The organism is Salinisphaera sp. RV14, assembly GCF_052044135.1.
Lineage (GTDB): Bacteria > Pseudomonadota > Gammaproteobacteria > Nevskiales > Salinisphaeraceae > Salinisphaera.
The window spans coordinates 99,750-121,155 of sequence record NZ_JBQDYF010000012.1 but is presented as its reverse complement, the minus strand read 5'-3'; the positions used below and the strand labels follow the sequence as shown (position 1 = coordinate 121,155).

The 21,406-nt window shown below is 66.1% G+C and carries 23 protein-coding genes; 6 read left to right on the top strand and 17 right to left on the bottom strand.

Annotated features, from left to right (window positions below; genetic code table 11):
* Positions 1–173: 173 nt before the first annotated feature.
* Positions 174–1,037 carry a GTP cyclohydrolase FolE2 gene (gene folE2 / locus ACS8Y6_RS12965; protein WP_440855713.1) on the bottom strand — a complete coding sequence of 288 codons (864 nt, stop codon included), beginning with the start codon at positions 1,035–1,037 and terminating at the stop codon, positions 174–176.
* A 152-nt stretch (positions 1,038–1,189) separates the two neighbouring features.
* Positions 1,190–1,531 carry a histidine triad nucleotide-binding protein gene (locus ACS8Y6_RS12960; protein WP_440849070.1) on the bottom strand — a complete coding sequence of 114 codons (342 nt, stop codon included), beginning with the start codon at positions 1,529–1,531 and terminating at the stop codon, positions 1,190–1,192.
* Between the two features lie 137 nt (positions 1,532–1,668).
* Between ACS8Y6_RS12960 and ACS8Y6_RS12955 the strand changes: the two genes are divergently transcribed.
* Positions 1,669–3,681 (top strand): SDR family oxidoreductase, encoded by a 2,013-nt coding sequence (locus tag ACS8Y6_RS12955; protein WP_440849069.1) that lies wholly within the window; start codon positions 1,669–1,671, stop codon positions 3,679–3,681.
* A 50-nt stretch (positions 3,682–3,731) separates the two neighbouring features.
* Here the strand turns inward: ACS8Y6_RS12955 and ACS8Y6_RS12950 are convergent, their stop codons facing one another.
* From ACS8Y6_RS12950 to radC, 15 genes are all read right to left on the bottom strand, one after another.
* Entirely contained in the window at positions 3,732–4,811 is a 1,080-nt protein-coding gene (locus ACS8Y6_RS12950; RefSeq protein WP_440849068.1) for a 3-deoxy-7-phosphoheptulonate synthase, read from the bottom strand.
* Between the two features lie 178 nt (positions 4,812–4,989).
* The gene (locus tag ACS8Y6_RS12945; RefSeq protein ID WP_440855712.1) at positions 4,990–6,648 is read right to left on the bottom strand and encodes a methyl-accepting chemotaxis protein; all 1,659 of its coding nucleotides are present in this window, start codon (positions 6,646–6,648) and stop codon (positions 4,990–4,992) included.
* 268 nt (positions 6,649–6,916) lie between these two features.
* Positions 6,917–7,168, bottom strand: coding sequence for a GlsB/YeaQ/YmgE family stress response membrane protein (locus tag ACS8Y6_RS12940; protein ID WP_440849066.1), 252 nt, complete (start codon positions 7,166–7,168; stop codon positions 6,917–6,919).
* A gap of 75 nt (positions 7,169–7,243) precedes the next feature.
* Positions 7,244–8,056, bottom strand: a complete 813-nt coding sequence (locus ACS8Y6_RS12935) for an SDR family NAD(P)-dependent oxidoreductase (RefSeq protein WP_440849065.1) — start codon at positions 8,054–8,056, stop codon at positions 7,244–7,246.
* Positions 8,053–8,487, bottom strand: a complete 435-nt coding sequence (locus ACS8Y6_RS12930; protein ID WP_440849064.1) for a YkvA family protein — start codon at positions 8,485–8,487, stop codon at positions 8,053–8,055. The genes ACS8Y6_RS12935 and ACS8Y6_RS12930 overlap by 4 nt, the downstream gene beginning before the upstream one ends.
* Before the next feature lie 29 nt (positions 8,488–8,516).
* Complete coding sequence (locus ACS8Y6_RS12925; protein WP_440849063.1) at positions 8,517–10,118, bottom strand: FMN-binding glutamate synthase family protein; 1,602 nt, start codon at positions 10,116–10,118, stop codon at positions 8,517–8,519.
* Positions 10,119–10,212: 94 nt separating this feature from the next.
* Positions 10,213–11,028, bottom strand: a complete 816-nt coding sequence (mutM, locus tag ACS8Y6_RS12920) for a bifunctional DNA-formamidopyrimidine glycosylase/DNA-(apurinic or apyrimidinic site) lyase (protein WP_440849062.1) — start codon at positions 11,026–11,028, stop codon at positions 10,213–10,215.
* Positions 11,029–11,472: 444 nt separating this feature from the next.
* The gene (locus ACS8Y6_RS12915; RefSeq protein ID WP_440855711.1) at positions 11,473–12,336 is read right to left on the bottom strand and encodes a hypothetical protein; all 864 of its coding nucleotides are present in this window, start codon (positions 12,334–12,336) and stop codon (positions 11,473–11,475) included.
* Complete coding sequence (locus ACS8Y6_RS12910) at positions 12,333–13,691, bottom strand: GldG family protein (protein ID WP_440855710.1); 1,359 nt, start codon at positions 13,689–13,691, stop codon at positions 12,333–12,335. The genes ACS8Y6_RS12915 and ACS8Y6_RS12910 overlap by 4 nt, the downstream gene beginning before the upstream one ends.
* 10 nt (positions 13,692–13,701) lie before the next feature.
* Complete coding sequence (locus ACS8Y6_RS12905) at positions 13,702–14,472, bottom strand: ABC transporter permease (protein ID WP_440849059.1); 771 nt, start codon at positions 14,470–14,472, stop codon at positions 13,702–13,704.
* Complete coding sequence (locus ACS8Y6_RS12900) at positions 14,469–15,413, bottom strand: ABC transporter ATP-binding protein (RefSeq protein ID WP_440855709.1); 945 nt, start codon at positions 15,411–15,413, stop codon at positions 14,469–14,471. Before ACS8Y6_RS12900 ends, ACS8Y6_RS12905 begins: the two co-directional genes overlap by 4 nt.
* 167 nt (positions 15,414–15,580) lie before the next feature.
* Positions 15,581–15,736: a 50S ribosomal protein L33 gene (gene rpmG, locus ACS8Y6_RS12895; RefSeq protein ID WP_109993797.1), complete on the bottom strand. Its 156-nt coding sequence runs from the start codon at positions 15,734–15,736 to the stop codon at positions 15,581–15,583.
* Positions 15,737–16,009: 273 nt separating this feature from the next.
* On the bottom strand, positions 16,010–16,246 hold the full coding sequence (gene rpmB / locus ACS8Y6_RS12890) for a 50S ribosomal protein L28 (RefSeq protein ID WP_440849057.1): 237 nt from the start codon (positions 16,244–16,246) through the stop codon (positions 16,010–16,012).
* 177 nt (positions 16,247–16,423) lie between these two features.
* Complete coding sequence (locus tag ACS8Y6_RS12885; protein WP_440849056.1) at positions 16,424–17,110, bottom strand: outer membrane beta-barrel protein; 687 nt, start codon at positions 17,108–17,110, stop codon at positions 16,424–16,426.
* Between the two features lie 121 nt (positions 17,111–17,231).
* On the bottom strand, positions 17,232–17,906 hold the full coding sequence (gene radC / locus ACS8Y6_RS12880) for a RadC family protein (RefSeq protein WP_440855708.1): 675 nt from the start codon (positions 17,904–17,906) through the stop codon (positions 17,232–17,234).
* Between the two features lie 70 nt (positions 17,907–17,976).
* Between radC and coaBC the strand changes: the two genes are divergently transcribed.
* The 5 genes from coaBC to ACS8Y6_RS12855 are packed head-to-tail and all read left to right on the top strand — an operon-like array spanning position 17,977 to position 21,373.
* Complete coding sequence (gene coaBC / locus ACS8Y6_RS12875) at positions 17,977–19,173, top strand: bifunctional phosphopantothenoylcysteine decarboxylase/phosphopantothenate--cysteine ligase CoaBC (RefSeq protein ID WP_440855707.1); 1,197 nt, start codon at positions 17,977–17,979, stop codon at positions 19,171–19,173.
* 26 nt (positions 19,174–19,199) lie between these two features.
* A complete protein-coding gene (gene dut, locus ACS8Y6_RS12870; RefSeq protein ID WP_440849054.1) occupies positions 19,200–19,655 on the top strand; it encodes a dUTP diphosphatase in 456 nt (151 codons plus the stop codon).
* A 4-nt stretch (positions 19,656–19,659) separates the two neighbouring features.
* Positions 19,660–20,076, top strand: a complete 417-nt coding sequence (locus ACS8Y6_RS12865; RefSeq protein ID WP_440849053.1) for a VOC family protein — start codon at positions 19,660–19,662, stop codon at positions 20,074–20,076.
* A gap of 27 nt (positions 20,077–20,103) precedes the next feature.
* Positions 20,104–21,015 carry an acetylglutamate kinase gene (gene argB / locus ACS8Y6_RS12860; RefSeq protein WP_440849052.1) on the top strand — a complete coding sequence of 304 codons (912 nt, stop codon included), beginning with the start codon at positions 20,104–20,106 and terminating at the stop codon, positions 21,013–21,015.
* A gap of 49 nt (positions 21,016–21,064) precedes the next feature.
* Complete coding sequence (locus tag ACS8Y6_RS12855; RefSeq protein ID WP_440849051.1) at positions 21,065–21,373, top strand: hypothetical protein; 309 nt, start codon at positions 21,065–21,067, stop codon at positions 21,371–21,373.
* Positions 21,374–21,406: the final 33 nt, after the last annotated feature.

Genomic DNA, 21,406 nt, shown 5'->3' with positions numbered 1-21,406 from the left:
CAGGCACTCAGCCGTCGGGCAGGTCCTTATTCCGCTCGATCATGGCGTAAGCGGAGTGGTTGTGGCTGGATGAGAAGTCGGCCGACTCAGCGACGTCAGAGCAGGGTTCCCGCAGCGCAAGCTGCGGGATGCGTTCGCTGATGTTGGTCGGACTTCGACTCGACCGCAGGCACTCAGCCGTCGGGCAGGTCCTTATTCCGCTCGATCATGGCGTAAGCGGAATGATTATGGATTGATTCGAAGTTCTCCGACTCCACCCGATAACTGCGAAAGCGATCGTCGTCGTTCAGCCGGGTGGCGATATCGCGAACCACATCCTCGACGAACTTCGGATTTTCGTAGGCCCGCTCGGTGACGGCCTTCTCGTCGATGCGCTTGAGGATGCCGAACAATTCACAGGAGCCTTCGGATTCCGCGATGTCGATCAGCTCCTCGGCCCAGAAGAAGGCGTTCGCCTTGACGCGGATCGTCACCAGCGAGCGCTGGTTGTGGGCGCCATAGTCGGAGATACCCTTCGAGCAGGGGCATAGCGTGGTGACCGGCACCTTGACCTCGACATGCATGTCGGTGTGCCCGTCGACCCGATCGCCGATGAAGGTGACTTCGTAGTCCATGACCCCCTTTTCGCCCGTGATCGGTGCGTACTTGTCGACGAAGTACGGGAAGGTCATCTCGATGTGGCCGTTGTCGGACTCGAGCCGTTCGGTCATCTCGCCGAGCATGGTCTTGAACGATTCGAGCGTGATCTGGTGTTCGTGGGCGTTGAGGATCTCCACGAAGCGCGACATGTGCGTGCCCTTGAACTCATGGGGCAGATTGACGTACATGCCGAATGTGGCGACCGTGGACTGATGGCCGCCGACGCGCTGGGCGATCGACACCGGGTGCCGGATATCGCAGATACCCACCTTGTTGATGGCCAGGTTGCGGGGATCGGCCCGGCCCTGGACGTCTTCGATATCCTCGGCCGCGGCGCGACCGTGGCCGCGCGGGCCACGCGCGCCGGCATGAGTAGCAGATTTTGCGGTCGTGCTCATTGACTGTTCGTGCTTGGGGAAAGAGGGGCGGCCGGGACGGGGCTCGTGAGCGGGGTCCCGGCGTCGTCTCCGGGCGGCACGCCCGCGACGAGGTTACCGACATGACAATAAAGCTAAACAGAAAAAAAACAAGTCCGCCGTGGCGCGGGCGATCAGCCCGGCGGCCACTGGAAGCCGCGCCCGCCCAGCACATGCAGGTGCATGTGGAACACGGTCTGACCGGCCGCTTCGCCGTTGTTCATCACCAGCCTGAAGGCGTCCCCGTAGCCTTCGTCGCGTGCCACGCGGCGTGCCACAAGCATCAGGTGGCCGAGCAGTTCGCCGTCTTCCGCCTCGGCATGAGCCAGCATTGCAAGCGGCTTTTTGGGGATCACGAGTACGTGGAGCGGCGCCTGGGGGTTAACGTCGCGAAAGGCCAGACACTGATCGTCCTCGAACACGATGTCGGCTTCGACCTCGCGGTTGATGATCTTGCTGAAGATAGTCTCGCTCATGGTGTCACCAGTCGGGCATGAGGGGGCATTCTGTCAGATGTGGCCGGTGTCGGCAGGTATTGGCGTGGCGGCTCGCTTGGCCTACCGTAGTGTTGCGGATGAGCAGGGCACCGGTTCCAAACAGAGAGCGATAATTGATGAAATATCTGGTCACCGGTGCGACCGGCTTTATCGGACGGTTTCTGGTGGCGGGCCTGCTGGCGCGCCGCTCGGCGACGGTCTACGTGCTCATGCGCCGCGCAAGCGCGGGGAAAATGGAGGCCCTGCGCGAGGCGTTGGGCGCCGATCCGGAGCGCCTGATCCCGGTCTGGGGCGATATCACGCGGGAGGGGGTGATCGATGCGGCGGCGCGCGCCGAGCTGGCCGGCACCATCGATCATGTCTTTCATCTGGCCGCGGTGTACGACATGAACATGAGCGACGCCCAGGCCGATCGTGTCAACAGCCAGGGCACGGCCAACGTGGTGGCGCTGGCCCATGCGTTGGCCAACGAGAGCCGCCGCAAGCCGGTCTTTCACCACATGTCCTCGGTGGCGATCGCCGGTGCCGACCATGAAGGCGTGTTCAGCGACGACATGTTCGATGTCGGCCAGCAGCTGCCGCACCCCTACTACCGCACCAAGTTTCAGTCCGAGGCGATCGTGCGCGAGCGCGCCGAGGTGCCGTGGAAAGTCTATCGGCCGGGTATGGTGGTCGGCGATTCCAGGACCGGCCAGATCGACAAGATCGACGGGCCTTACTATTTCTTTCCGGCGATCAAGGCGCTGCGCGACCGCCTGCCGAAATGGCTGCCGCTGCTGGGTATCGAGGGTGGCCTGATGCCGGTGGTTCCGGTCGATTATGTGGCCGAGGCCATGGTGCACATCGCCCACAAGCGCTCGGGCCATGGCAGGGCCTACTTCCTGATCCAGCCGGATCCGCCGACGGCCGGCGAGATGCTGAAGACATTCGTGCGCGCCGCACACGGTCCGGACGTCATCCATAACCTGCCCAGCCAGCAGTGGTCGGCGGCCACCGAACGCCAGGTCAAGCAGCTCGCCGGGCGTCTGCCCCTGGCCGGCTGGTTCGAAAAGCGTCTTTCGAAGACCCTGGGCGTGCCGTTGTCGATCCTCGGCTACATCAACAACCGCGCGATTTTCGACGACGCCAATACGCGCGCGGCGCTGGCCGGCAGCGGGATCCGATGTCCGAAACTGCCGGATTACGCCGAGACGCTCTGGCGCTACTGGGAGATGCATATCGACTGCGACGTCGAGGTGCCGGCCACGCTGGTGCGGCGTGTTTCGGGCCGCGTGGTGGTGATCACCGGGGCGTCCAGCGGCATCGGTTTCATGACCGCCAAGAAGATGGCGCGGGCCGGTGCAACCGTGTGCATGATCGCGCGTAATCCGGACAAGCTCGAAGAGACCCGGGCCATCGTCGAGCGCATGGGCGGGCGGGCCTTCGCCTACTCCTGCGATCTGTCGCGTCTGGAGGCGATCGACGAATGCACGGCCACGATCCTGCGCGATCATCGGCACGTGGATATTCTCATCAACAACGCCGGCCACTCGATCCGGCGTGCGGTGTTCGAGTCGTTGGGGCGCTTCCACGATTACGAGCGCACCATGCAGCTCAACTATTTCGGCGCGATCCGGATGATCTTCAATCTGCTGCCCTCGATGGCCAAGCGCCGGGCGGGGCATATCATCAATATCTCGTCGATCGGCGTGCTGACCAACGCGCCGCGGTTCTCGGCTTATGTGGCCTCCAAGGCGGCCCTGGATGCCTTCTCGCGCTGTCTATCGCCCGAGGTGGCCTCGCGCAACATCGACCTGACCACGATCTACATGCCGCTGGTGCGCACCCCCATGATCGCGCCGACCAAGCTTTACGACTATGTCCCGGCGCTTACGCCCGAACAGGCCGCCAACATGATCGTGGCCGCCGTCATCGATCGGCCCAAGAGCATCGCCTCGCCGCTGGGAACCACCGCCCAGGTCAGCTATGCCGTGTGGCCGAAGCTCAACGACTTCGTGCTGCACAAGGCCTTTCACATGTTCCCGTCGTCCCGGGCTTCGCGCGGTTACGCCGGGCGCAACGCCCAGCCGGAAAAGCCCGACATTCGCGCACGGTTGCTGGCCGCCATTCTGCCCGGCCCCTACTGGTAAACAAAAAAACCGCCTTTCGGCGGTTTTTCCCTGGTGCGCGTGGCGGCCGCTTAGTAGTCGTCGTCGCCGTTGCGCAGGCCGCGCCGCTCGGCCACCGCGTGCGCCAGTTCGTCGAGCAGCGTCTGCGTGTCTTCCCAGCCGAGACAGGCATCGGTGATCGACACGCCGTAGTCCGGTTTAACGCCCGGTACCAGTTTCTGGTTGCCTTCCTGCAGATGCGACTCGATCATGACGCCGAAGATCGCCCGGCTGCCGGCGGCAATCTGGCCCGATACGTCGTCGCCGACCTCGAGCTGCTTTTTGTGCTGTTTGCGACTGTTCGCGTGCGAGAAATCGATCATGACGCGGGCGGGCAGGTCGGCCTGGCCGAGCTGGGCCACGGCGCCGGCCACCGAGTCCGCATCGTAGTTCGGCCCGTTATTGCCGCCACGCAGAATCAGGTGACTGTCGGCGTTGCCGGCGGTGGCAAAGATCGCCGAGCGGCCCTCCTTGGTCAGTGACAGGAAGTGATGCGGATGGCCGGCCGCACCCACGGCATCGACCGCAATCTTGATCGAGCCGCCGGTGCCGTTCTTGAAGCCGACCGGGCAGGACAGCCCCGAGGCCAGCTCGCGGTGCCCCTGCGATTCGGTGGTCCGTGCGCCGATTGCGCCCCAGGACACCAGATCCGCCAGATATTGCGGCGTGATCAGGTCGAGGAATTCCACACCGGCGGGCACGCCCTGGTCGGCCAGCTGCGAGAGCAGGTTGCGGGCCAGACGCACGCCCTTGTTGATCTTGAACGAATCATCCAGATCGGGGTCGTTGATCAGACCCTTCCAGCCGACGGTCGTGCGCGGTTTCTCGAAATAGACGCGCATGACGATCAGCAGATCGCGCGCGTACGTCGAGCGGGCTTGTTTGAGTTTCTCGGCGTATTCGAGGGCGGCGTCCACATCGTGAATCGAGCAGGGCCCGACCACGACCACCAGGCGGTCGTCCTCGCCGGCGAGGATCTTCTGGATCCCGGATCGGGCCTCGAAGACCGTGTTGGAAGCGGTCTCCGAGACCGGCAGCTCGGCCAGCAAGGCCTCGGGCGAGATCAATTCCTGAATGCCTTTGATACGCAGGTTGTCGGTTTCGTGTTTCATGGCCCTAATCGCGGTAAAAACGGCGCTCTGAGCGAGCCCGGCGAGTCTAGCAGACCTGTGCCGCGCAGACCGGGCTGCACTTGCCCGGCACGCCGCTTCGGCTGCGGTGCCGGAGCGGCGGCGCCGCCGTGTCGCGGCCCGGGGCCGGCGGGACGCAACCAGGCGAGCGCGCCTGCGCTTACGCGCTTGTGAATGCCTCGTCCGCGACGCGGAATCGATCCACCGTGTGCCGCAGTTCGCCGGCCTGGTCCTTGAGCGACTGCGACGCGGCCGAGGCCTGTTCCACCAGCGCCGCGTTCTGCTGGGTCACCTCGTCCATCTGGGTGACCGCCTGATTGACCTGCTCGATGCCGCGTGATTGCTCGGTCGACGCGGTCGAGATCTCGGACATGAGCGTGCGCGTCTGCTCGACGTGTTCGCCCAGCGTATCCATGGAGGTGCTCGCCTGATCGACACGCTCGGCGCCGGTGTGCGCGCAGGACACCGAGCGCTCGACCAGCCCGGAGATGTTCTTGGCGGCATCGGCGGAGCGGTGGGCCAGCTTGCGGACTTCGCTGGCCACGACGGCGAAGCCGCGGCCGTGCTCGCCGGCACGCGCCGCCTCGACCGAGGCGTTGAGCGCGAGCAGGTTGGTCTGGAAAGCGATGTCGTCGATCAGCGTGGTGATCTGCGAGATCTCGTCGGCGCCCTGCCGGATCTGGCTCATCGTATCGACCACTTCGCCGATCAGGCGCCGGCTGTCTTCCAGCGCCTGGCTGCTCTTGGTGGCGAGCTCGCTGGCGTTGCTGGCGTGACCGGCGTTGTTGGAGACGGTGGCTGTGAGCTCTTCCATGCTCGCCGCGGTTTCCTCCAGGGAGGCGGCCTGTTGCTGGGTTCGGGTCGACAGGTCGGCGTTGCCGTCGGCGATCTCGCCGGCCGCGCTGTCGATCGATTCGCTGCCCTGGCGAATGCGCGCGATCATCGCCGCCAGGTCGCGGCGCATGGCTTCCAGGCTGGCCATGAGGCTGTTGGCGTGGCGCCTGGTGATCTCGGTGGACTGACTGAGATCGCCGGTCGCCATGCGCTCGAGCTGGCGGCGCGCTTCATAGGTTTCACCGCCGAGTTCGCGATAGATGTTGCGGCCGATTAGGATGAAAATCAGCATGATGATCAGGGTGAAGCCGCCGAGCGTGGCGCCGTACCGGATCAGTTCTTGCACGAATATCGTGTGCAGGTCGTCGATGTAGACCCCGGCCGCGATATCCCAGCCCCAGGGCTTGAATTGCGTGACATAGCTCAGCTTCGGTAATTCCGGCCCGTTCTTGGCACGTGGCGCCGAATAGTAGACGTAGCCCGCACCGGTCTTGCGAGCGGCTTCGCTGAGCCGGCGGTAGACGTGAACGCCGTTGACGTCCTTGAAGTCGCTCTCGTTCGTTCCGGCCTTGTGGCGCGGATGCCAGATGATGTTGTCGTCGGAGTCGAAGACGAAAACATAGTCCTTGTGGTTGGCGCCAAAGCGCATGTTCGACAGCGCCTGGATGGCCCGCTGCTTGGCCTGCTGCTCGCTCATTTCGCCATTGGCGGCGCGTTTTTCGAAACCGGCGATCATGGTTTCGGCCATGGCCACGGTGTTACGCAAACCCGCCTTTCGGGAGGAATAGATTTCCGAGCGCACGTTGTGACCGAATATGGCCACGATGCCAACAGCCAGCACGAGCAGAAAGACCAGTGCAACGCCGATCTTGTACTTGAGCGGCCAACCGCGGGCGACCGTGCGTGTGCCCTCGGTATGTGGTGTGCCGCTGTCAGTCTCGTCAGAGACCGGGTCGATCGCGAGATCCCATTGGCTTGTGGCCATTCATCACTCCCCTTTGCCTTGCCGATGCCATAGGTTTAATTCCAGGGGATACATCGGCGGTACGGCGCGCTACTTGAGCGCGCCGTACCGGGCGGAAATAAGCAGGGCGGGGTCGACGATCGAGCAGGTCGCCGGGTTGGCCGGGCCAGATCGTATCTCGTTCAGCAACGACAAGCGCCTGACGCGCGAGCGGGCGCCGAACCAGGGGGGGTTCGCGTGTGCGGCGGGCGAGGCCGCGGAAAACCGCGGCGCACACCGATATCGGCGACTAACGCCGGGCGACCATCCGATACAGGAGTAGCAGGATGATCGCCCCGAGAATGGCGATGACGAAGCTGCCGATATTGAATCCGGTCACGCCGCCGAAGCCGAGTATGCCGCCGATGAAGCCGCCGATCACCGCGCCGACAATACCGATGACGATGGTGACGATGATGCCGCCCGGGTCGTCACCGGGCATGATCAGTTTCGCGATGGCGCCGGCGATCAGGCCGAATATGATCCAGGCAATAATGCCCATGGCTGCAGTTTCCTTGGCAACGGTTCGAGTGGCTTGGCCACTTTGGGCCCAGAGCGATACGGGCGCAAGCGGCGATCAGCTGCCGCGTCGGTAGCGTGCCTTGGCGCGTCGCCCCTTGGCCGCCAGGGCCGGGCGCAGCGCGCGCGGCAGGACCGGGAACAGGCTGCCGAGGGTGGTCATGATGCGGGTCGAGGCGGGGCGGGTGCGTTCCACGCGTGCGTCGGTGATGCAGTCGAGCACCAGGTCGGCGATCTGCTCGGGCGTGCTCATGGGTTGTGAGAACGTCAGGTCGGTCACGGCGTCGATGTCGGCGAGAATGAAATCGGTCGCGATCGGTCCCGGCGAGACCACCGATACGCACACGCGCGTGCCGCGGCATTCCTCGGCCAGCGCATAGGTCAGCGTTCGCAGGCCGGCCTTGGTCGCCGAATAGGTGGCACTGCCGGGCACCGGCATGCGCCCGGCTACCGAGCCGACGTTGACGATGGCGCCGCGCGCGGCGGCACGCAGATGCGGCAGGGCGGCGCGCGACAGCACCACCGGCGCCCGCAGGTTCACATCCACCATCGCCGCCAGATGATCCACGCTCTGATCGGCGAAATCGCCGCGATGATGGGCGCCGGCATTGTTGACCAGGATATCCAGCCCGCCGAGCGCGGCGACCGCGCTTTCGACCAGTTCGATGCAGGTGCCTGGCGCGGTTATATCCGCGGGGCAGGCGATGGTGCCGATCTCGTCGGCGAGGCGCTGCAGGCGATCGGCACGGCGTGCGGCGATCACCACGTGCGCGCCGGCCGCCGCGAGTCGTCGTGCCACGGCTTCGCCGACGCCCGAGGAGGCGCCGGTGACCAGCGCCCGCCGGCCGCGGAAATCGTGGGCGGCGCTCATTTCACCGTATGCATCGGCCGACGATGGCTCGGCCGCCCGAACCAGTCGTCGAGCTTGGCCGTGGCCCGACGCCGCACATCGGCGTCGATGTATCGTGATATGGTCGCCACGGCGAGCGTGATCGCCCCCAGGTCGTCGGTGAAGCCATAGCCGACCAGCCAGTCGGGAATGGCGTCGAACGGCAGTATGAAATAAGCGAGCGCGCCGTAGGCCGTGGCCCTGGCCCAGGCCGGCGTGTCCGTTCGCCGGGCGGCATAGTGCAGCCAGAGCGCTTTCTCCAGCAGTTCGTAGCCGGCACGTTTGAATACCCGCGACATCTTGGTCCAGAAGCGCGTTTCGGAATACTGGCCGGCATAGGCGCGCAGCGCGTCGGGCGTCTCCGGCGCGCCGGTCGGCCGGTCATCGCGGCGGTGCGGTCGGAACCAGGCCATCGATTCAACTCCTTCGCCGGTGGCGGCGATCAGGCGGCGTGGCTGCGGGGCAGGAAACTTTCGGCCTGGGCGCGGGCCCAGGCGCTCTCGTAGCGCCCGCGCTTGCCGGTCGCCACGAGCAGTTCGCCCGTCTTGAGGAAACGATACACCTGATCGGCGCTCTGAATCTCGGAATCGCGCGTGCGCCGGCACAGATGCTCCGGCGCGAGCTGGGCCGGATGATCGAGCCCGACCGTGGCCACCACTTCCTGCATGGCCGCCACCGTGGCCTTGTGAAAATGATAGACCCGCTCGGCCTTCTCGGGCACCACCACCGCGCGCTGGCGCCAGGGGTTCTGGGTGGCCACGCCGGTCGGGCAGCGATCGGTATGACAGGACTCGGATTGCACACAGCCCACCGCGAACATGAAGCCGCGCGCCGAATTGCACCAGTCCGCGCCCAGCGCCATGTTGGATGCCATGCGAAAACCCGACGTGATCTTGCCCGAGGCGCCGATCTTGATGCGCTCGCGCAGGCCAGCGCCGACCAGCGTGTTATGCGCCCAGACCAGGCCCTCGCGCAGCGGCGTGCCGACATTGTCCGCCAGTTCCAGCGGTGCGGCGCCCGTGCCGCCCTCGGCGCCGTCGATGACGATGAAATCCGGCGTGATGCCGGTCTTGAGCATGGCCTTGGCCAGACTCATGAACTGCCAGCCGTGGCCGATGCACAACTTGAAGCCGACCGGCTTGCCGCCGCAGCCTTCGCGCAGATCGGCGATGAACGCCATCATTTCGATCGGGGTGGAAAATGCCGTGTGGGAAGGCGGCGAAACACAGGTCTGGCCGACCGGCACGCCGCGCGCCTCGGCGATTTCCGGGGTGACCTTGGCGCCCGGCAGCACGCCGCCGTGGCCGGGCTTGGCGCCCTGGGACATCTTGATTTCGACCATCCTGACCTGGTCGTCACTCGCACGATCGACGAACTGGGCGCGGTCGAAGGAGCCATCCCGGTTGCGACAGCCGAAGTAGCCGCTGCCCAGTTCCCAGATCAGATCGCCGCCGAATTCCTTGTGATGGCGCGAGATCGAACCTTCCCCGGTGTCGTGGGCAAAGCCGCCGAGCGCTGCGCCCTTGTTGAGCGCGCGGATGGCGTTGGCCGACAGCGAGCCGAAGCTCATCGCGGAAATATTGAGGGTCGAGGCCGAGTAGGGCCGTGTGCAGTCCGGGCCGCCGATATGCACCCGCGGCGGGGTCTCGGCCGGCATACGGGCGGCCATGGAATGTGCCAGCCACTCGTGGCCTTCGGCATAGACGTCCAGTTCGGTGCCGAACGGGTCGGCATCGTTGGCGCCTTTGGCCCGGGCATAGACCTGGCTGCGCGCCTCGCGGGAAAACGGCGCCGCCTCGGTGTCGGATTCGAGCAGATACTGACGGATCTCGGGCCGGATCGATTCGAAGAACCAGCGAAAATGCGCGAGCAGCGGATAGTTGCGCAGCAGCGAATGCTCGGACTGCAGCAGATCGTGCAGGCCGATGGTCAGAAACACGCCGGAGATGATGAAAAACAGCGCGAAGTAGGATGGCAGCATGAAGGTCAGACCAGCGAAAACGCCGGTTGCCACGAAGGCCGCAATCAGTCCGATGTAGCGCATGAGACCGCGGGAGTCGTTAAACGAGCGCCCAGCCTAGTCCGCCGCTTGGCGGCCTGTCATCTTCCGGTGCCACGCGGCGGGGCGTGTATGCGACTCAGGTCTGGCAGACGGGACAGAAGAAGGTGCTGCGCTGGCCGATCACCTCGCGCCGGATGGGCCCGCAGCCGCGGGGGCAGAGCTGGCCTTCGCGGCCGTATGCGGCCAGCGACAGCTGAAAATAGCCGGTATCGCCGTTCACGCCGATGTAGTCGCGCAGCGTCGTGCCGCCCACCGCGATCGCCTCGCCGAGCACGCGTTTGATGGCGACGGCGAGTGCCTCGTAGCGCGAGGCGCCGATGCGCCCGGCCGCGCGGCGTGGATGAATGCCGGCCGCGTGCAGCGCTTCCGAGGCATAGATATTGCCGACGCCGACCACCACCGCCGCGTCCATGATGAAGGCCTTGACCGCGCTCCGCCGGCCGGCCGAGCGCGCCTTCAGCCAGGTGCCGTCGAAATCGTCCGACAACGGCTCGGGGCCGAGCCTTGCCAGCAGCGGGAACGCCTGCGGGTCGCCCGTCAGCCAGAACAGGGAGCCGAAACGGCGCGCATCGTTGAAGCGCAGTGTCATATCGCTTTCGAGCACGATGTCGACATGATCGTGCGTTTGCGCCGGCGTATCGGCCGGCACCACGCGCAGCCGGCCGGACATGCCGAGATGCAGGCAGACATGCCCGGTATCGGCGGCGAACAACAGGTATTTGGCGCGGCGGCGAACGCCGTGAATGGTCTGGCCGGGCAGGTCACACGCCAGCGCTGCCGACACCGGCCAGCGCAGCTGCGGCTGGCGTACGATCACCGTGCGCACACGCTGGCCGGCCACATGCGGCTCCACGCCCGCGCGGGTGGTTTCGACTTCGGGTAGCTCGGGCATGCCGATATTCTGACATGCGCGACATGGCCGGACACGATGCGCTTGCGTATCCGCTAATGCGCGCAGCGCAAACGCGATTGGGGGGCGTATTCAGGGGGCGGCGACTTGGAATCGCTCGAGTCGGCAACCGGAAGGAAGACGGGTGCTTTAAAATGTCTGTCCGCAGATTCGCGCAGAGGGCGGTTGGCCGGCGTCGGCCTGGAGCGGTGTCGGGCGTGTCGCCTTACTCGTCATGAATTGAGTTCCGGAGCGTTTATCTCGTGGTTTTTGCAATAAAAAAATACGTCCATAAGTGGTTTCGCCACGATTGTATCGGGAGGCAGTGACGTCGTGCACTGGGTGGCGCCTGCTTGGCTTGGCGAAGCCAACCGAGCCCAACCGCCTTCTGCGTGAATCTGCGTCGATCTGCGGATAAAAATCCCCGTGGAACTACGCGTCAAGGCGTCAAAGCCCGGGATGCCGGATCTCGAGCAGCGGGCCGATGCGATTGCCGGCCAGGTGATAGTCCACGCCCAGTGCCGGATCGCGCAGGATCAGGTTGGGGTGGCGTTCGATGATGTCGAGATGGCGCGGTGGGCCGTGTTCGAACACGAGCGTGACGCGCGCCAGGCGCTGGCGGCTTTGGTTGGCCGGCACGACGGTCAGCGCCCGGGCGCGCTGCCAGGCCTGCCGCGTCGCCGCGACGGCCGCCGCGCTGCGCTGACCGGCCGGTTGGGCGTGCCAATCGCCATGCGTGTCGCGATTCAGCGTGAAATGCGGCAACACCAGTTTCTTGAGTTGTCGATGTGGCGGCACCAGCGCCGGCGAGATCCAGTGCGTCCAGCCCCACTGCAGACCGGACAGATCCGGCAGGGCCGCGATCAGCAGATCGTGCGGCGTGCGGACATAGCGGCTGTCCGGGCTGGGGCCGCGTCCGCCGATATCGATGGGTGCCTGCCGATTGAACTGGACCACCAGCGCCGGGTTCTTCAGGCCGGTGGTCGCTTGGTCGATGGCATCGGGCGCATAGCGATGCCGGGCACGCCGGCCGAGCAACGACAGTACGGCCTGTCGATGCAGCCGGTCGACCGGCGCGTCGACCGGAGCGGTGAGATGCCAGGGGGCCCGCGGGCCATTGCGCTGGAGCATGACCAGGTCGCTGCCGTGGCGGACGCGGATGCGGGTGACCCGGGCCGGTGCGAGTGTGCTGATGCGCGGGAGTTGGGCCGTGTGCGGGCCGGGCGGCGCCCGGTAGGACCACCACAACGCAGCGGCGAGGCCCGCCAGCGCCAGCAGCAGGGTCGCGATCAGGACGAGCCGTCTCCTCATCGGCGTCGCCGCCACCACCAGCGCGCCACGCCGAACCCGAACAACGTACCCGGCAGGCCGACCACGAACAGCCACCAGAATGTGGAAAGCCGCGCCGGCGCCATCTGCAGATGCGCGCCCGGCGCCTTGGGCACGTCGACGGCGATCTGGGCGTCACGGCCGGCCAGCCACTGGAGGATGGCGAGTGCCAGCGTGCGATTACCCAGCTCAGGCAAGTGCCCGTTGTCCATGAAATCGCTGTCGGCGACGACGACCGCGCGTTGTTGATGCGTGCGGTCGGTGTCGTGGCGGGGGGGGCCGTTTCCGGGGGGCGGCTGCGACCGGCTCAGCGCCATGCCGAAGGTCAGTGGTCCGGCTCGGTCGCCTTGGTCGGGCTGGAAACTGATGCTGCCGCGGTCCAGCGAACCGGTTTCGAGCCAGCTGCGGGCCGGCGAGCGCAGAAATGCCTTCGAGTGCCAGGACGCGTTCGCCAGCGGCGACAGTGCGCCGGCGAAGGCGAAGACAGTAATCTGCTTAAGGTTCGCGGTGATCGGCGTGTTGGGGTAGTTGGCGACTAGCGCGATGGCCGGGCTGCCGGTGCCGAGCTTGCGGAAGTCCGGATAGACCAGCGTGCCCGTGAGCCAGTGAATACCGAGATCCTGGGCCAGCGGCGTCAGGCCGTAGCGCGGGCCGGGGTCGTCCACCCACAGCAGGTCGCCGCCCCGCTTGACGTAGGCGCGGATCATGTTGACCTCGCCCGGCAGCAGGTCGTGCTGCGGCGAGGCGATCACCAGGACCGCGGTGTTGTCCGGAATGGCGCCGGCCTTGACCAGATTCACCTGCCGGACCTTGAGGCCCTGATTGTCGAGCGCGGCGGCCAGTTTGGAATAGCCGGCGGTGGTTTTCGCGCCCGGGTCGCGCTCGCCGTGGCCGGTCAGGAACACGATCCACTTCGTGCCGCCCGGCGACAGCCGCTGCAGCGCATTGGTCACGCTGGCTTCCGAATAATCGGTGAGTGTCTGTTGCCGGCCGTGGTACCGCACGACCACGGCGCCGGCCTGGCCGATGCCGAGCCTGCGCACAGTCGTCGGATGCCGGGCCGGGTCGGCGAAGTGCAGGTGGATGCGGGGCGACGCCCGGGTATAGCGGGCCAGTTGCTGGCGCACATCGTGGCGTTGTGGTCCGGGGTAGATATACGCGGTGAAATCGATCGGGCCGTCGTCGAGCGCGCCGATCACGCGCTGGCTGGCCGCGGTCAGGCTGTTGCGATTGCCGGCGGTCCAGTCGGTGGTGACGGCATAGCGCTGGGCCAGCCAGCCCGCGGCCACGGCCACCAGCGCGATCAGAAGCATGGTCAGGTAGGTGCTTGCGCGCATGCCCGGCGTCTCAGCGTCGTTCGGCGTCGAGACGCACGATGGTCAAGGCCAGGAAGGCGACGATGAAGATCGCGAAGTACAGCACGTCGGCCGAGGAAACGAGCCCGTGCAGCAGGGTGTCGTCGTGGCCGATGGGCGAAATACCGCCAGCGAGTCTGCCGATATCGAGCGTGGCGCCGAACACACTCGGATGCCAGTCGATACTGGCCACGGCATAAATCAGCCACAGCAGCATGAGGGCCGCCAGGCTGATCACGGCGGCCAATGTGGGTTCGCGAGTCAGCGCCGAGGCGAACAGACCGAGCGCGGCGAACGCGCCCATCACCAGCCAGAGGCCGAGCAGGCCGGCGGCGATCACGCCCCAGTCCAGCGGTGTGAACAGGGTCAATGTGGCGGGGAGCGCGCCGATCAGGAGCGCGCTCAGCGTGAGGTAGCCCATCACGCCGGCGAACTTGCCCAGCACCAGCTCGGTGGCGGAGGCCGGGGCGGCCAGCAGCAGTTCCAGCGTGCCGTTCTTTCGTTCCTCGGCGAAGGCCCGCATCGTCAGCAGCGGCACTACCAGCAACAGAATGAGGGTGGTAAAGCGGAACAGGCCGGCGCCGACCACTTCGGAAACGCCGTCGTAGGCATCCAGATGCTGCGGGTTGAGCGAGATGTCGGTCAGCGACATCACGAACAACACGCCGGCCAGCAACTGGGTGAAGCCGAGCAACGCCCAGGCCAGCGGCGAGGCGAACAGCCGCGTCGCCTCCAGCCGTGCGATCGCGATCGCGCCGCTCATGACGCGGCCCTGCCGGTGTCGTCGCCGGCACTGATCACGCGCATGAAGCGTTCCTCCAGGCTGGTCGGTCGGGGGGCCAGCATCTGCAGACCCCAACCGTGGGCCACCGCGTGTTCGGCCAGGGCGGCGCGGATATCGTGGCCGTCGACCGGGCGGATCAGCCAGCGGCCATCGCCGGCTTCGCGCACGTCCGCCACATCCGGCAGGGCGCCCAGGGTGGCGGCGTCCGGGCCGTGTGCGAGGCCGATTTCCAGCCAGCTCGCATCGGCGGCCAGCTCCGCGTGGCTGGCCGACAACGCCAGCCGGCCGCGGTCGACGATCACGATGTGCGAGGCCACGGCCTGGATCTCGCCCAGAATATGGCTGGAAATAACGACGCTGTGTTCCCGGCTCAAGCGGCCGATCAACGCGCGCACGCCGATCAGCTGTGACGGGTCGAGCCCGGCGGTCGGCTCATCGAGGATAAGCACATCCGGACGATGCACGATCGCCTGGGCCAGGCCCACGCGCTGGGCATAGCCCTTCGACAGTGCGCCGATGAGCCGGCGGCCGACATCGGTCAGGCCGCAATCGATCTTGGCGGCCTCGATCGCTGCCGCGCGCCGCGCGCGCGGGATGCCATGCAGCCGGGCCGCAAAGCGCAGATATTCGTCGACCGTAAGCTCGGGGTAGACGGGCGGCCGTTCAGGCAGATAGCCGAGATGCCGCTTGGCCGCGCGCGGGTTGTCCGCCAGGTCCGCGCCGGCAATCGCCACCCGGCCCGCGCTGGGTGCGAGCGTGCCCGCGAGCATGCGCAGGATCGTGGTCTTGCCGGCGCCGTTGGGCCCGAGCACGCCGAGCACGTCGCCCGCGGCGAGCCGCAGTTCAATATCGGCGACCACGCGCCGCCCGCCGTAATCGCGCGCCAACCCCTGCGCCGACAACAGCCAATCGCTTTCCATGTCTCCTCGCCAAGCAGCGAGCCGGCACACCCACAGGCCATGGCTCAAAGATCGCCAGTCTACCCAAGGGCCGGGCCGGCGGGCTGTTACGTCACGGAAAAAGACCGGGGCCGGACACGAAAAAGCCGGCGCGCGGCCGGCTTTTCCTGCAAGCAATCGCGATGCGATTACTTGATCTTGGCTTCCTTGAAGACCACGTGCTTGCGCGCCTTCGGATCGTACTTCTTCATCTCGAGCTTGTCGGGACTGTTCCGCTTGTTCTTGTACGTGGTGTAGAAGAACCCGGTGTCGGCGGTCGAGACCATGCGAATCTTTTCGCGCATTATGGAACCTCTGATTTATTCGTACACGGATCGCGTCTGAGTCCCGAGCCGTTCGTCTGCAAGGCGCCCGGCGAAGCGCCGTGGCAGGACCCACGGTCGAGACGGGCAACGCTGCAGGCGGGCGGCTCGGGCCAGACCCTCCGGGCCGGCTTTGCGCGCGCGTCTGAGCAGCGTCATTCGTCGTTCATTTACTGAAAGTAAACCTCTCTCCTCATTCCTCGCCAGACGCGCGCGCAAAGCCGGCGCGATCGCGTACGAATGAATCAGAGGTTCCTAAACCTTCTCCCCACGCTTACGCAGATCGGCAAGCACGCTCTCGATGCCTTGACGATCGATGATACGCATGCCCTTGGATGAGACCCGAAGACGCACATAGCGTTGCTCGGCCTCAACCCAGAAACGGTGCCAGTGCAGATTGGGCACAAAGCGCCGCTTGGTCTTGTTGTGGGCGTGCGAAACGTTGTAACCGGTAATCGGCCTCTTGCCGGTTACCTGACAAATCTGGGACATGCTTGATCTCCTGGTCGCGCGCAAGTCGGCGTCGGCGAGCCGCGTATTTAAGCATTTAACGCATCGGCGTACAACCGCCGCAGCGCAGTTTTTTTCCGGATAAGGAAAACACCCCGCGAGGCGGGGTGTTTTAGGCCGTCGCAGGCGGATGCGGCGGCCGAGCGTGCAGCCTACAACCTAGAAGGTGTAGCGCGCGCCGACATTGACTTCGTTGTGGAAGTCCTGGTTGTTCGAGCCGATGTTCAGGTCGGAACGATCGTAACCCGCGGTCAGGGCGTAATGCTGATCCGAGTCGAGGTAACCGACCAGTTGCACGCCATACTTGAAGCCATCCGGCTTGCCGTAGTCCACGCCGTCACCGGACAGTTCGCCGTAGTCGACATAAGTCGCGTGCGGATTGATCTCGACCTGCGGGGCGACCATCCAGCGCAACCCGGCCGTGAGGCCGAAGCCCGTGCCGGTGACATCCCGCGTGCCGACGGTGTTGTAAAGACCCAGGCGCTCGTAGTTCACGGTGCCGTAGTAGCCGATACCCGTGCCCTTGCGGCCGCCGTAGTCGTAGAAGCCCTGGGCACCCACGCCGAAGAACGCGCGGTTCACGTCCTCGCCGCTGTGATCGACGTCCAGACGGTCGTAGCCGCCCTGGACGATTATGTGGGACGGCAGCTGGTAAGAGCCCCGGAAGCCGAAGCCATTGAAGTCGTGCCCGGTGCCGGCGAGGTGGCCGGTCGGGATGTAATCGCCCTGAAGATACGTGTAACCCGGGCCATCGGTTTGTGTCGTGGACGTCAGAAAACTCGGCGCCGCCATGGCAGAGGCGGCGGGGAGCATGGTGGCGCCCAGGATAAATGCGGCTTTTTTCATTTCTTTCTCCAAACTTAACAATCAGATAGGGGGGGGGGTCCGATCGCCGGAGACATTATGAAGCCGTGGCTAAATTGTCAATAAAAAATTAAACAATCATTACGATAGTATTTTGTGTATTTTACATCATTCCCCGCTCGGCGAGGCTGGTCGTCGCTTCGCGGGCGAGGATGACGTGGTCCAGCACACGGATATCGACCAGTCCCAGCGCATCGGTCAGGCGCCGGGTGATGTCCCGATCCGCCGGGCTCGGCTCGGCGACACCCGATGGATGGTTGTGCGCCAGGATCACCGCCGCGGCATTGTGTGCCAGCGCGGCCTTGACCACTTCCCGCGGGTAGACCGCCGCACCGTCGATCGTGCCGCGAAACAACTCCTCGAATGCGATCACGCGGTTTCGGTTGTCCAGAAACACGCAGGCGAAGACTTCGTGCTCGGACCGGGCCAAGTGCAGCGCAAGGTAGGCGCGGGTGGCTGACGGATCGCTTAATACGTCGCGCTTGCGGATCGTCTCCCCGGCATGGCGCCGCGCCATTTCCAGAACCGCCTGCAGCTGCACGTACTTGGCTACGCCAAGCCCGCGGCCGGCGGTGAAGCTCGCGCGGTCGGCGGCCAGCAGGGCATCGAGGCTGCCGTAGTCGGTGAGCAGGCGCCGGGCGAGATCGACCGCGCTCATGCCCGTCACGCCGGTGCGCAGAAAGATCGCCAGCAACTCCGCGTCCGACAGCGCGGCGGCGCCGCGTTCGAGCAGTTTTTCGCGTGGCCGCTCCGTGGCCGGCCAGTCCGTGATACGCATTCTCATCCCCGTCTGTCGTTGTTCGACCCGGCCCATGGAGCGACCGGCCGTCCCGGGTACAATAGAGCCCATGCAAGCACTGGCCCAACGTCGCGTGCTGCTCGGGGTGACCGGCAGCATCGCCGCCTACAAGACGCCGATCCTGGTGCGCCGTCTGGTCGAGGCCGGCGCCGAGGTCCAGGTGGTGATGACCCCGGCGGCGAAACGGTTCGTCACGCCGATGACCCTGGCGGCCGTTTCCGGCCATCCGGTGCGTGACGACCTCTGGGATGAATCCGCCGAGCTGGCGATGGGCCATATCGAGCTGGCGCGCTGGGCCGAGCTGGTCCTGATCGCGCCCGCCAGCGCCGACATCCTGGCGCGGCTGGCACTCGGCCGCGCCGACGATTTGTTGACCACGCTCTGTCTGGCCACCACCGCCGATATGGTGGTGGCGCCGGCGATGAATCATGTGATGTGGGCGCACCCGGCCACGCGCGCGAACATGACGGCGCTGGCCGAGCGCGGGGTGACCATTATCGGCCCGGACACCGGCGAGCTGGCCGAGCGCGAGTCCGGCGCCGGGCGCATGAGCGAGCCCGATGCGATCCGGGATGCGTTGATCGCCCGTTACAGCGCCGCACGCGGGGCGCTCGCCGGGCGGCGTGTGGTGGTCACCGCGGGGCCCACGCGGGAGGCGCTCGATCCGGTGCGCTATCTGACCAATCGTTCGTCGGGGCGCATGGGCTACGCGCTGGCCGCGGCATGCGCGGCGGCGGGGGCCGAGGTCACGCTGGTGTCCGGGCCGACGACACTGGCTGCCCCGGCGGCTGTCGCGCGCATCGACGTGGAATCGGCCGGCCAGATGTACGATGCGGTGATGGCCGCCATGCCCGGTGCGGATGTCTTCATCGGCGCGGCGGCGGTCGCCGACTACCGCCCGGCCGAGGTGGCCGGCGATAAGATCAAGAAATCCGACGGCGATGCCACGCTGCGCCTGGCGCGTACCGCCGACATCATCGCCGCGGTCGCGCGGGCCTGGCCGGGCGCCTTCACGCTCGGCTTCGCCGCCGAGACCACCGGCATGGAAGCCGCCGCGCGCGACAAGCGCCGGCGCAAGGGGCTGTCCATGATCGCCGGCAACGTGGTCGGCCCGGACCAGGCCTTCGGCCGCGACGACAACGAACTGCTCGTGATCTGGGACGGCGGCGAGAAACGCCTGGCGCGGGCGGCCAAGGCCGATCTGGCCCGCGATCTGGTCGCCCTGATCGGCGAACGCCTGACCTAACACCCTCGAAGGATTCGGAACATTCGATGACACAACTGCAGGTGAAACGCCTCGACGCGCGGCTCGGCCGCGACTTTCCCATGCCGGCGCGCGCCACCGCCGGCTCGGCCGGCATCGACCTGCGCGCGATGATCGCCGCGCCGCTGTCGCTTGCGCCCGGTCAATGCGAACTGCTGCCCAGTGGTCTGGCGGTGCATATCGCCGATCCGAACCTGGCCGGGCTGATCCTGCCGCGCTCGGGGCTGGGCCACAAACACGGCATCGTGCTCGGCAACGGCACCGGCCTGATCGACTCCGACTATCAGGGCGAACTCAAGGTCTCGGTCTGGAACCGCGCCGATGTGGCCTACACCATCGAACCCGGCGAGCGCATCGCGCAGTTCGTGCTCATCCCCGTGGTTGCGGCCGAGCTCGCCGTGGTCGACGAATTCGACGAAAGCACGCGCGGCGCGGGCGGCTTCGGCTCGACCGGCGCGGCGTGATCCGATGACGATCGGCGACGGCACGACGTTGCTCGCTATCGACCATGTGCATGTGTTTGTGGCCGATTGTGCTGCCGCGCGCCAGTGGTATGCACGCGTGCTCGGGTTGACGCCCGTGCCCGAACTCGAGTTCTGGGCGCGCGAGGGCGGCCCGCTGGCGTTGTCGAACCCGGCGCGCACGGTCACGCTCGCCCTGTTCGAGCAGAGCGAATCGGTGCATCGGGCCATCATCGCCCTGCGCGTGAGCGGCGCCGATTTTCTCGCCTGGCAGCGCGACCTGTCCGCCGCGCCCGATCTGGCCGTGCGCCGGGCGGACCACGCGGTATCGTGGTCGCTGTATTTTGCCGATCCCGATGGCAACCGGTTCGAGATCACCACCTATGATCATGCGGCCGTGGCCGCGGTCATGGCCGACAACTGAGTCCGGTCGATGGAGCACAAAAGACGTATGTCCCTGGACCCCGAAGCCGCCGCCCGCGTGGCCCGCGTACTCGGCGAAGCGCTGCCCTACATCCGCCGTTTCGCCGGCAAGACCGTCGTCATCAAGTATGGCGGCAACGCCATGACCGATCCGGAGCTGAAATCCGGTTTCGCGCGCGATATCGCGCTCATGAAACTGGTCGGCTTCAACCCGGTGGTGGTGCACGGCGGCGGCCCGCAGATCGGCAAGGTCCTGGCGCGGGTCGGCAAGCAGACCGAGTTCATCAAGGGCATGCGGGTCACCGATGCCGACACCATGGACGTGGTCGAAATGGTGCTCGGTGGCCTGGTGAACAAGGAAATCGTCAACCTCATCAACCAGCACGGCGGCCGCGCCGTGGGCCTGACCGGCAAGGACGGCAACCTCATCACCGCGCGCAAGCTGACCCTGGTCGAAGACGCAACCGATCTCGGCTTTGTCGGCGAAGTCGCCGGCATCGACCCGGGCATCGTCAAGCATCTCGAGGCCGACGACTTCATTCCGGTGATCGCCCCGATCGGGGTCGGCGCCGACGGGCGCAGCTACAACATCAACGCCGACCTGGTGGCGGGCCGGATCGCCTCGGTGCTCAAGGCGGAAAAGCTGATGCTGCTGACCAACACGCCGGGCGTGCTGGATGCCGAAGGCCGTCTGCTGACAGGGCTGACGCCCGAGCAGGTCCGCAAGCTCATCGACGCCGGCGTCATCCACGGCGGCATGCTGCCCAAGATTCAGTGCGCGCTGGATGCCGTGGCCGACGGCGTGCGCGCGGCGCATATCGTGGACGGCCGGGTGGAGAACGCCGTTTTGCTCGAGCTGTTCACCGATGCCGGGGTGGGGACGCTGATCGGCGATTCCGGCGCGCCGCGGCCGGTATCGGATACGCCGACACCGGCCTGAGCCCGGTCGACAAAACAAATCACAAGTGCCCGCGCGCCCGGAGAACTTCATGGCTGGGTTCAAGGGTCACTGGCGTATCGTCTGGATGCAAACATGGGACGAAGACTTCATCGACCTCGTCCAGCCGGGCTATTTCCGTTTTGCCGATGATTCGGGTGAATTCGCCTTCGGCGCCGTGATCGACACCCGCTACGCCGATAACGGCCGTCGCGTGGATTTTTCCTGGCAACGCAGCGATGAAGGCGACGACGTCAGCGGTCGCGGCTGGCTATCCCTGACGGACCAGGACACGGGCGAAGGCCGGTTGTTCATCCATCTCGGCGATGATTCGGCTATTCGTCTCGAACGACAGGCATGATGAGCCGGCAACAGAGATTGGCCGACCTGAAGA

Coding starts and splice junctions, on each gene's coding strand:
- folE2 (WP_440855713.1), bottom strand. CDS start 1,037: ATGAGCACGACCGCAAAATCTGCTACTCATGCCGGCGCGCGTGGCCCG.
- ACS8Y6_RS12960 (WP_440849070.1), bottom strand. CDS start 1,531: ATGAGCGAGACTATCTTCAGCAAGATCATCAACCGCGAGGTCGAAGCC.
- ACS8Y6_RS12955 (WP_440849069.1), top strand. CDS start 1,669: ATGAAATATCTGGTCACCGGTGCGACCGGCTTTATCGGACGGTTTCTG.
- ACS8Y6_RS12950 (WP_440849068.1), bottom strand. CDS start 4,811: ATGAAACACGAAACCGACAACCTGCGTATCAAAGGCATTCAGGAATTG.
- ACS8Y6_RS12945 (WP_440855712.1), bottom strand. CDS start 6,648: ATGGCCACAAGCCAATGGGATCTCGCGATCGACCCGGTCTCTGACGAG.
- ACS8Y6_RS12940 (WP_440849066.1), bottom strand. CDS start 7,168: ATGGGCATTATTGCCTGGATCATATTCGGCCTGATCGCCGGCGCCATC.
- ACS8Y6_RS12935 (WP_440849065.1), bottom strand. CDS start 8,056: ATGAGCGCCGCCCACGATTTCCGCGGCCGGCGGGCGCTGGTCACCGGC.
- ACS8Y6_RS12930 (WP_440849064.1), bottom strand. CDS start 8,487: ATGGCCTGGTTCCGACCGCACCGCCGCGATGACCGGCCGACCGGCGCG.
- ACS8Y6_RS12925 (WP_440849063.1), bottom strand. CDS start 10,118: ATGCGCTACATCGGACTGATTGCGGCCTTCGTGGCAACCGGCGTTTTC.
- mutM (WP_440849062.1), bottom strand. CDS start 11,028: ATGCCCGAGCTACCCGAAGTCGAAACCACCCGCGCGGGCGTGGAGCCG.
- ACS8Y6_RS12915 (WP_440855711.1), bottom strand. CDS start 12,336: ATGAGGAGACGGCTCGTCCTGATCGCGACCCTGCTGCTGGCGCTGGCG.
- ACS8Y6_RS12910 (WP_440855710.1), bottom strand. CDS start 13,691: ATGCGCGCAAGCACCTACCTGACCATGCTTCTGATCGCGCTGGTGGCC.
- ACS8Y6_RS12905 (WP_440849059.1), bottom strand. CDS start 14,472: ATGAGCGGCGCGATCGCGATCGCACGGCTGGAGGCGACGCGGCTGTTC.
- ACS8Y6_RS12900 (WP_440855709.1), bottom strand. CDS start 15,413: ATGGAAAGCGATTGGCTGTTGTCGGCGCAGGGGTTGGCGCGCGATTAC.
- rpmG (WP_109993797.1), bottom strand. CDS start 15,736: ATGCGCGAAAAGATTCGCATGGTCTCGACCGCCGACACCGGGTTCTTC.
- rpmB (WP_440849057.1), bottom strand. CDS start 16,246: ATGTCCCAGATTTGTCAGGTAACCGGCAAGAGGCCGATTACCGGTTAC.
- ACS8Y6_RS12885 (WP_440849056.1), bottom strand. CDS start 17,110: ATGAAAAAAGCCGCATTTATCCTGGGCGCCACCATGCTCCCCGCCGCC.
- radC (WP_440855708.1), bottom strand. CDS start 17,906: ATGCGTATCACGGACTGGCCGGCCACGGAGCGGCCACGCGAAAAACTG.
- coaBC (WP_440855707.1), top strand. CDS start 17,977: ATGCAAGCACTGGCCCAACGTCGCGTGCTGCTCGGGGTGACCGGCAGC.
- dut (WP_440849054.1), top strand. CDS start 19,200: ATGACACAACTGCAGGTGAAACGCCTCGACGCGCGGCTCGGCCGCGAC.
- ACS8Y6_RS12865 (WP_440849053.1), top strand. CDS start 19,660: ATGACGATCGGCGACGGCACGACGTTGCTCGCTATCGACCATGTGCAT.
- argB (WP_440849052.1), top strand. CDS start 20,104: ATGTCCCTGGACCCCGAAGCCGCCGCCCGCGTGGCCCGCGTACTCGGC.
- ACS8Y6_RS12855 (WP_440849051.1), top strand. CDS start 21,065: ATGGCTGGGTTCAAGGGTCACTGGCGTATCGTCTGGATGCAAACATGG.